The 6082-nt window shown below is 74.6% G+C and carries 6 protein-coding genes; all 6 read left to right on the top strand.

Annotated elements, in window-relative coordinates:
- Positions 1-1641: bifunctional uroporphyrinogen-III C-methyltransferase/uroporphyrinogen-III synthase (locus FHL80_RS24610; protein ID WP_246078935.1), on the top strand; the 1641-nt coding region annotated here is incomplete at its 5' end.
- Positions 1638-2615 carry a porphobilinogen synthase gene (hemB, locus tag FHL80_RS24605; protein ID WP_138735958.1) on the top strand — a complete coding sequence of 326 codons (978 nt, stop codon included), beginning with the start codon at positions 1638-1640 and terminating at the stop codon, positions 2613-2615. The genes FHL80_RS24610 and hemB, both read left to right, overlap by 4 nt.
- A 52-nt stretch (positions 2616-2667) precedes the next feature.
- Positions 2668-4035, top strand: a complete 1368-nt coding sequence (hemL, locus tag FHL80_RS24600) for a glutamate-1-semialdehyde 2,1-aminomutase (RefSeq protein ID WP_138735957.1) — start codon at positions 2668-2670, stop codon at positions 4033-4035.
- The gene (locus FHL80_RS24595; RefSeq protein ID WP_216871032.1) at positions 4032-4664 is read left to right on the top strand and encodes a histidine phosphatase family protein; all 633 of its coding nucleotides are present in this window, start codon (positions 4032-4034) and stop codon (positions 4662-4664) included. Before hemL ends, FHL80_RS24595 begins: the two co-directional genes overlap by 4 nt.
- Positions 4657-5229 (top strand): TlpA family protein disulfide reductase, encoded by a 573-nt coding sequence (locus FHL80_RS24590; RefSeq protein WP_138735956.1) that lies wholly within the window; start codon positions 4657-4659, stop codon positions 5227-5229. Before FHL80_RS24595 ends, FHL80_RS24590 begins: the two co-directional genes overlap by 8 nt.
- A 2-nt stretch (positions 5230-5231) precedes the next feature.
- Positions 5232-6050 carry a cytochrome c biogenesis CcdA family protein gene (locus tag FHL80_RS24585; protein ID WP_138735955.1) on the top strand — a complete coding sequence of 273 codons (819 nt, stop codon included), beginning with the start codon at positions 5232-5234 and terminating at the stop codon, positions 6048-6050.
- The last annotated feature ends 32 nt before the right edge of the window (positions 6051-6082 follow it).

Here is a 6082-nt window from a genome sequence, read left to right as displayed (position 1 = left end):
CTTCGCCCTGATCGCGCGCATGACGTGCGCGGCGATGCTGTTTTTTTTTTTTTAGATGTGTATAAGAGGCAGGAACAGGAGCACGCGATGACGCGCTCACGCAAGCAGAACGGCAACGGCAAGGGCACGGTGGTCTTCGTCGGCGCCGGTCCCGGCGACCCGGAGCTCCTCACCGTCCGAGCCGGAGCCGCGATCGCCGGCGCCGACACCGTGCTGGCCGACCCGGACGTCTCCGCCGCCGTCCTCGAGGCGGTGCGCACGGCGCACCCGGACCTCGAGCTGACCACGGTCAGCGGTGAGCCCGCCGAGGTCGCCAAGGGCGCCGTCGCCCTCGCCAAGAACGGCAGCGTCGTGGTCCGGCTGGTCGCCGGTGACCCCTTCACCAGCGACGCCGTGGTCAAGGAGGCGCTGGCGGTCACCCGCACCAGCGTCGCCTTCGACGTCGTCCCCGGTGTCGCCGTCGGCACCGCGGTGCCCGCGTACGCCGGTGTGCCGCTGGGCGCGAGCTCCGTGCAGGCCGACCTGCGCGCGGTCGACGCCGCCGCCGACCTGGCCGCGCTGGCCGCCGCAGCCACCGGCACCGGCAGCCCGCTGGTGCTGCAGGCCACCGCCGAGCAGCTGCCCACGACCGCCGCCGCGCTGGTCGACGGCGGCCTGTCGGGCAGCACCCCGGTCGTCGTCACCACCGAGGGCACCGGCACCGCCCAGAAGAGCGTGGCCAGCAAGCTCGCCGCGGTCGCCGAGAAGTCCGCAGGGCTGGACACCCTCACCGGGCCGGTCGTCGTCACCGTCGGCGCGGCCGTCGACAAGCGCGCCAAGCTGTCCTGGTGGGAGAGCCGCCCGCTGTTCGGCTGGCGGGTCCTGGTGCCCCGCACCAAGGAGCAGGCCGGCGACATGAGCGACCGGCTGCGCGCCTACGGCGCCGTCCCGGTGGAGGTGCCGACCATCGCCGTCGAGCCGCCGCGGAGCCCGGCCCAGATGGACCGCGCGGTCAAGGGCCTGGTCACCGGCCGCTACGGCTGGATCGTGTTCACCTCCACCAACGCGGTCCGCGCGGTCCGGGAGAAGTTCACCGAGCTCGGCCTGGACGCGCGCGCGTTCGCCGGCGTCAAGGTCGCCTGCGTCGGGCAGCAGACCGCCGACGCGGTGCGCGAGTTCGGCATCGTGCCCGAGCTCGTGCCCAGCGGTGACCAGTCCAGCGAGGGCCTGCTCGCCGACTTCCCGCCCTACGACGACGTCTTCGACCCGATCGACCGGGTGCTGCTGCCCCGCGCCGACATCGCGACCGAGACCCTCGCCGCCGGCCTCAAGGAGCGCGGCTGGGAGATCGACGACGTGACCGCCTACCGCACCGTGCGCGCCGCGCCGCCGGCCGCCGCGGTCCGCGAGGCGATCAAGGGCGGTGGCTTCGACGCCGTCTGCTTCACCTCGTCCTCGACCGTGCGCAACCTCGTGGGCATCGCCGGCAAGCCGCACGCCCGCACCGTCGTCTCGGTGATCGGTCCGGCCACCGCGGCCAGCGCCACCGAGTTCGGCCTGCGGGTCGACGTCCAGCCCGAGGTCGCCGCCGTCGGCCCGCTCGTCGACGCGCTGGCGGAGTTCGCCCAGGCCCGCCGGGCCGAGGCGGAGGGGCAGAAGTGACCAGCGGGTTCGCGCGGGGCCGCCGGCTCCGCTCGACCCCGGCCATGCGGCGCTGGACGGCGCAGACCCGGCTCGCCCCGGCCGACTTCGTGCTGCCCGTCTTCGTCAAGGAGGGGCTGACCGACCCGCAGCCGATCAGCTCGATGCCCGGCGTCGTCCAGCACTCGCTGGACTCGCTGCGCAAGGCCGCCCACGAGGCGGCCGAGGCCGGCATCAGCGGGCTGATGCTCTTCGGCATCCCGGCGGAGAAGGACGCGGTCGGCTCGCAGGCCGACGCCACCGACGGGATCGTCAACGTCGCCCTCCAGCAGCTGCGGGGCGACCTCGGCGACGAGCTGGTGCTGATGGCCGACCTGTGCCTGTGCGAGTACACCGACCACGGGCACTGCGGGATCGTCACCCCCGCAGGTGTCGTGGACAACGACCCGACGCTGGACCGCTACGCCGCGGTCGCCATCGCGCAGGCCCGGGCCGGCGCCCACGTCATCGCCCCCAGCGGGATGATGGACGGTCAGGTCGCGGCCATCCGGGCGGGCCTGGACAGCGCGGCGTTCACCGAGACGCCGGTCCTGGCCTACGCCGCCAAGTACGCCTCCGGTTTCTACGGCCCGTTCCGGGAGGCCGCCGAGGGGGCGCCGCAGTTCGGCGACCGGTCGACGTACCAGATGGACCCGCCCAACGCCGACGAGGCGCTGCGCGAGGTGGCGCAGGACCTCGCCGAGGGCGCGGACGCCGTCATGGTCAAGCCCGCGCTGCCCTACCTGGACATCGTCAGCCGGGTGGCCGACGCCGTCGACGTCCCGGTCAGCGCTTACCAGGTCAGCGGTGAGTACGCGATGGTCGAGGCGGCCGCCGCGCAGGGCTGGATCGACCGGCGGCGGGCCGTCCTGGAGACCCTCACCGCCATCCGCCGGGCCGGCGCCGGCTCGGTGCTGACCTACTGGGCGGTCGAGGCCGCCCGCTGGCTGCGGTGACCGTGCACCCCGCCCGACCGGGGCACACAGACGGGCCTGGGAGAGTGGGATCGTGAGCGAGCCGTACCCGTACGAGGCGCCCGTGTCGGCGCAGTTGTTCGACCGGGCGGGGCGGGTGACGCCGGGCGGGGTCAACTCCCCCGTGCGCGCCTTCCGCGCCGTCGGAGGCACCCCGCGCTTCATGGCGTCCGGGTCGGGTGCCTGGCTGACCGACGTCGACGGCCGCCGCTACGTCGACCTCGTCGCCTCCTGGGGGCCGATGATCCTGGGCCACGCGCACCCCGAGGTGGTCGACGCCGTCACCGCCGCCGCCCGCCGCGGCTCCAGCTTCGGCACCCCGACCTCCGGGGAGGTCGACCTGGCCGAGGAGATCGCCGGCCGGGTGGCCCCGGTCGAGCGGGTCCGGCTGGTCAACTCCGGCACCGAGGCGGTGCTCTCCGCCATCCGGCTCGCCCGCGGGTACACCGGCCGGCCGCTGGTGGTGAAGTTCGCCGGCTGCTACCACGGGCACGTCGACGCGCTGCTGGCGTCGGCCGGGTCCGGCGTCGCGACCCTCGGCCTGCCGGACACCCCGGGCGTCACCACCGGCGCGGCGGCCGACACGATCGTCGTCCCCTACAACGACGTCGCCGCGGTCGAGCAGGTGTTCGCCGAGCGCGGTGACCAGATCGCCTGCCTGATCACCGAGGCGTCGCCGGGCAACATGGGCGTCGTCCCCCCGCTGGACGGCTTCAACGGCCACCTGCGCCGGATCACCGCGGCGCACGGCGCGCTGCTGGTCGTCGACGAGGTGATGACCGGCTTCCGGGTCTCCCGGTCCGGTTGGTACGGGCTCGACCCCGTCGACGCCGACCTGTTCACCTTCGGCAAGGTGATGGGCGGCGGCATGCCGGCGGCGGCGTTCGGCGGCCGGGCCGACGTCATGGACCAGCTGGCGCCCTCCGGCCCGGTGTACCAGGCCGGCACGCTGGCCGGGAACCCGGTCGCCGTCGCCGCCGGGCTCACCACGCTGCGGCTGTGCACCGACGAGGTCTACGCCCGCTGCGACGAGGTCGCGGTCACCCTGCGCGGGGCGGCCAGTGCGGCGCTGTTCGGGGCCGGCGTCCCGCACCGGGTGCAGCAGGCCGGCTCGATGTTCTCCGTCTTCTTCGTGCCCGACGAGCGCCAGGTGCGCGACTTCGACGACGCCCGCACCCAGGACGTGGCCGCGCACACCGCCTTCTTCCACGCGATGCTCGCCCGGGGGGTCTACCTGCCGCCGTCGGCGTTCGAGGCATGGTTCGTCAGCGCCGCGCTGGACGACGGCGCCGTCGACCACGTGCTCGCCGCGCTGCCGGCCGCCGCCGAGGCCGCCGCGGCCGCGCTCGGTGGACGCGCGCCGTCGCCGCAGTCCTACGACGCCCAGGAGCTGCAGCCGTGACGCTGACGACCGTCCACCTGATGCGGCACGGCGAGGTGTTCAACCCCGCCGGCGTCCTCTACGGGCGGCTGCCCGGGTTCCGGCTGTCCGACGCCGGTGAGGGCATGGCCCGCACCGCCGCGGCCTGGTTCGCCGAGCGCGACGTCACGTACCTGGTGGCCAGCCCGCTGGAGCGGGCCCAGCAGACGGCCCGTCCGATCGCCGAGGCCCTCGGCCTGGAGATCGCCACCGACGAGCGGCTGATCGAGGCCGGCAACGACTTCGAGGGCAAGACCTTCGGCGTCGGCGACGGGTCGATGAAGCACCCGGAGAACTGGTGGCGGCTGCGGAACCCGTGGAAGCCGTCCTGGGGCGAGCCCTACCGTGAGATCGCGGCCCGGATGCTCGGCGCGGTCGCCACCGCCCGGGACGCCGCCCGTGGGCACGAGGCCGTCTGCGTCAGCCACCAGCTGCCCATCTGGACGGTGCGGCTGCACCTGGAGGGGCGCAGCTACCTGCACGACCCGCGCAAGCGCGAGTGCGGGCTGGCCAGCGTCACCTCGCTGGTCTACGACGACGACCGGCTGCTGCGGCTGGAGTACGCCGAGCCGGCCGGTGCCACCGACCCGGATGCGGTGCCCGGTGCGTAGGAGCCTGGTCCTCCTGCTCGCCGCGGTGGCGCTGAGCGGCTGCACCAGCGGCGAGGGCACTGCGGTCGACGTGAACAACGGCGGGGAGTTCCGCTTCGTCGCCGGCACGACGGCCGGCGAGGTGATCCCGGTGGCCGAGCGCGCCAGCGCGCCCGAGTTCACCGGCACGCTGCTGGGCGGCGCCGAGTTCTCCTCGACCGACCTGGCCGGGGACGTCGCGGTGCTCAACTTCTGGGGTTCCTGGTGCGCGCCGTGCCGGGTGGAGACCCCGGAGTTCCAGGAGGTCTACACCGAGGTCGCCGACTCCGGCGTGCAGTTCCTCGGGCTCAACGTCAAGGACCAGGAGCAGTTCGCCCAGGCGTTCGTCGACAGCAAGGGGATCACCTTCCCGTCGCTGTTCGACCCCAAGGGCGAGGTCGCCCTGGCGTTCCGGGACTACCCGGCCAGCGCCATCCCGTCCACCATCGTGCTGGACCGGGAGAGCCGGGTGGCCGCGGTGTACACCGGTGAGGTGCGGCAGGACGACCTGCGCACGGTGCTGGCCGAGCTGACCGGGGAGGCGTGAGCATGGCGGAGGGAGTGACCGACCTCGTCACCGACGGGCCCCTGCTGGTCGCCGCCGCCGTCGCCGCGCTGGCCGGCCTGATCAGCTTCGCCTCGCCCTGCGTGCTCCCGCTCGTCCCCGGCTACCTCTCCTACGTCACCGGGCTGGTCGGCACCGGCGTCCGCGGGACGTCCCCGGCGCCGGCCGGCGCGGGCCAGGTCGCCACAGCGGTGCGCACCGACGAGCGCCCCAGCCGCGGCCGGATGGTCGCCGGTGCGCTGCTGTTCGTGCTCGGGTTCACGCTGGTCTTCGTCACCATCAGCACCGCCGTGGGCGGGCTGGGCCGGCTGCTGCTGCAGCACAACGACGCCATCACCCGGGTGCTGGGCGTGGTCACCATCGTCGTCGGGCTGGGCTTCCTGGGCCGGCTGCCGCTGCTGCAGCGCACCGCCCGGCTCAGCGCGCGCCCCGCGGTCGGCCTGGCCGGCGCCCCGCTGCTCGGCATCGTCTTCGGGCTGGGCTGGACCCCGTGCCTGGGCCCGACGCTGTCGGCGGTCAACTCGCTGGCGTTCACCGAGGCCAACCCCAGCCGGGGCGCGTTCCTCGGCGTGGCCTACTGCCTCGGCCTCGGCGTCCCGTTCGTGCTGGTCGCGCTGGGCGCCCGCTGGGCGGTGGGGGCGACGTCCTTCCTGCGCACCCACGCGCGCACCGTCACCCGGGTCGGCGGCGTCGTCCTGATCGGGGTGGGGCTGATGCTGGTGACCGGCGCCTGGACCGAGCTGATGCAGTGGCTGCGGGGCTGGCTGGCCGCGACCGGCCTGGGCGAAGGAGCACCGCTGTGACCACCACCGCCCCTCCGCGCCCGGCGGAGGCC

Source organism: Modestobacter excelsi, assembly GCF_005930495.1.
Lineage (GTDB): Bacteria > Actinomycetota > Actinomycetes > Mycobacteriales > Geodermatophilaceae > Modestobacter > Modestobacter excelsi.
This window is presented reverse-complemented; position numbering and strand designations above follow the sequence as displayed.